The organism is Escherichia sp. TW14182, from assembly GCF_000208525.1.
Classification (GTDB): domain Bacteria; phylum Pseudomonadota; class Gammaproteobacteria; order Enterobacterales; family Enterobacteriaceae; genus Escherichia; species Escherichia ruysiae.
This window is the reverse complement of the sequence record NZ_AEJZ01000326.1, coordinates 1-2226: the sequence shown is the minus strand read 5'-3', so window position 1 is coordinate 2226 and position 2226 is coordinate 1. Positions and strand designations below refer to the sequence as shown.

The 2226-nt window shown below is 47.4% G+C and carries 2 protein-coding genes and 1 tRNA gene; 2 read left to right on the top strand and 1 reads right to left on the bottom strand.

Going from position 1 to position 2226, the window contains the following annotated elements; all coding sequences use genetic code 11:
* Window positions 1–118: 118 nt before the first annotated feature.
* Window positions 119–916, bottom strand: a complete 798-nt coding sequence (mtfA, locus tag EQY_RS0121005) for a DgsA anti-repressor MtfA (RefSeq protein ID WP_024165184.1) — start codon at window positions 914–916, stop codon at window positions 119–121.
* A 93-nt stretch (window positions 917–1009) separates the two neighbouring features.
* On the opposite strand from mtfA, the gene EQY_RS0121000 reads away from it, so the two are divergent.
* Together EQY_RS0121000 and EQY_RS0120995 are read left to right on the top strand one after the other, a co-directional pair.
* Window positions 1010–1099, top strand: a tRNA-Ser gene (locus tag EQY_RS0121000).
* A 342-nt stretch (window positions 1100–1441) separates the two neighbouring features.
* Window positions 1442–2226 (top strand): MFS transporter (locus tag EQY_RS0120995; protein WP_000378579.1); only part of this gene is annotated, 785 nt, incomplete at its 3' end.

Here is a 2226-nt window from a genome sequence, read left to right as displayed (position 1 = left end):
CGACTGAACTACAGAGGAATCGTGAGAACGAGGCGAATATTACTGAGTGACACTGCGAGTGTCAACACTAAAATTCACACGTTATTTCAATCGGTTAATTAAGCAACAAATTTGATATTTAATGAACATCTGGTGCTGAATATGTGCCTCGTTCATTCGCATTTCGCAGTCTTTGCAGCGGTTCCTGCTGATAAAATTGGCAGAAACGTTGCCACAGAGAGGGGAAACGAGGAGCAAAAAGCTCCGGGGCACTAAAAAAGTATTCGGAAAGCACGGCAAAACATTCTGCAGGGTCACTGGCGGCATAAGCATCAATGCTGGAGGCATTTTCGCCCACTAATTCAATTTCGTCCTGAATGTTATTCATCGCCGCGTGAAGATCGTGTTCCCAGCCCGCGACTTCACGTAAAGGAATAAAGGGGACACCACTGGCGCGATCGCCGTTCCGGGTGTCCAGTTTATGTGCAACTTCGTGGATGATCAGATTAAACCCAGAGGCATCGAAGGAATCCTGTATATCGAGCCAATTCAGTACGATGGGGCCTTGCTGCCAGCTTTGACCTGACTGAACGATGCGTTGATTATGTACCAGTCCTATATCGTCTTCCCATTCATCGTCTACCACAAATGGTGCTGGATAAATTAACACTTCATGGAAACCATCCAGCCATTCCAGCCCCAGTTCCATAACAGGTAAACAAAACAGCAAGGCGATACGACCGCTTTTCAAAGCGTCAAGTTCAACCCCTTGTAAAGGAACCAACCGTTTTTGTTGCAAAAAACGTCCAGCAAGAGTGACTAATTTGTTTTGCTCCTGCTCAGTCAAACTTGTCAAAAGAGGTATCGACAGAGCTTCCTTCCACGGAATTGCATCATCATGAACGGTTTCTTGTACTTTCCAGGGCCACTTAATCATCGTTTTGCTCGCAAACTCGTCACTTGAACAAAATTGCACGGACAGGGACTGTTAAAATGCCAAATTTCCTGGCATCATTGCAACAATCTGAACGGAGAGATGCCGGAGCGGCTGAACGGACCGGTCTCGAAAACCGGAGTAGGGGCAACTCTACCGGGGGTTCAAATCCCCCTCTCTCCGCCAATCATTCAAGCAATTAGCCCATCCCGTGTCAGTGACACAAATCTCATTGAGAAAATTCGAAAAATTCATCTGCGAAAATAACGCCAGCAAGTAGCCAGTGCTACCTTAGCGATCACATTTTTCTGTCTTTTGATTTCTAATACGCACCTGAATCCACAATTTTCTTCGTTTCCAGCACATTACAGTAGCCCCTATCCGTCCTCCATGCTCATTTTCGGGTATAAAAATATTTGCAGATGCTCTCTGTCGCGGTAGTCTCATAAGGTTCGTTTATAGATCGACGGCAATGTGAGTTACCTTTTTCCATACTAATTATAAAAAGACAGTACAGACAGGAACACTATGGACTCCACGCTCATCTCCACGCGTCCCGATGAAGGAACGCTTTCGTTAAGTCGCGCCCGACGAGCTGCATTAGGCAGTTTTGCCGGTGCCGTCGTCGACTGGTACGATTTTTTACTCTATGGCATTACTGCAGCACTGGTATTTAATCGAGAGTTTTTCCCACAAGTGAGCCCGGCAATGGGAACTCTCGCAGCATTTGCCACTTTTGGCGTCGGATTCCTTTTCCGTCCACTTGGAGGTGTCATTTTCGGCCATTTTGGCGACCGCCTGGGGCGTAAGCGCATGTTGATGCTGACTGTCTGGATGATGGGGATCGCAACAGCATTGATTGGTATTCTTCCTTCATTCTCGACTATTGGCTGGTGGGCACCGATTTTACTGGTGACGCTGCGTGCTATTCAGGGATTTGCCGTCGGCGGAGAATGGGGAGGCGCAGCATTGCTGTCCGTTGAAAGCGCGCCGAAAAATAAAAAAGCCTTTTACAGTAGCGGTGTACAAGTTGGCTACGGTGTAGGGTTACTGCTTTCAACTGGACTGGTTTCTCTGATTAGTATGATGACGACTGACGAGCAGTTTTTGAGCTGGGGCTGGCGCATTCCTTTCCTGTTTAGCACCGTACTGGTGTTGGGGGCATTGTGGGTGCGTAATGGTATGGAGGAATCCGCTGAATTTGAGCAACAGCAACATAATCAAGCGGCAGTGAAAAAGCGAATCCCTGTTATCCAGGCACTGTTACTACATCCAGGGGCTTTTCTGAAGATTATTGCGCTGCGACTGTGCGA

What these genes read in the sequence shown, in the direction of transcription:
- mtfA (WP_024165184.1), bottom strand. Translation starts at nt 916, where the DNA reads ATGATTAAGTGGCCCTGGAAAGTACAAGAAACCGTTCATGATGATGCA.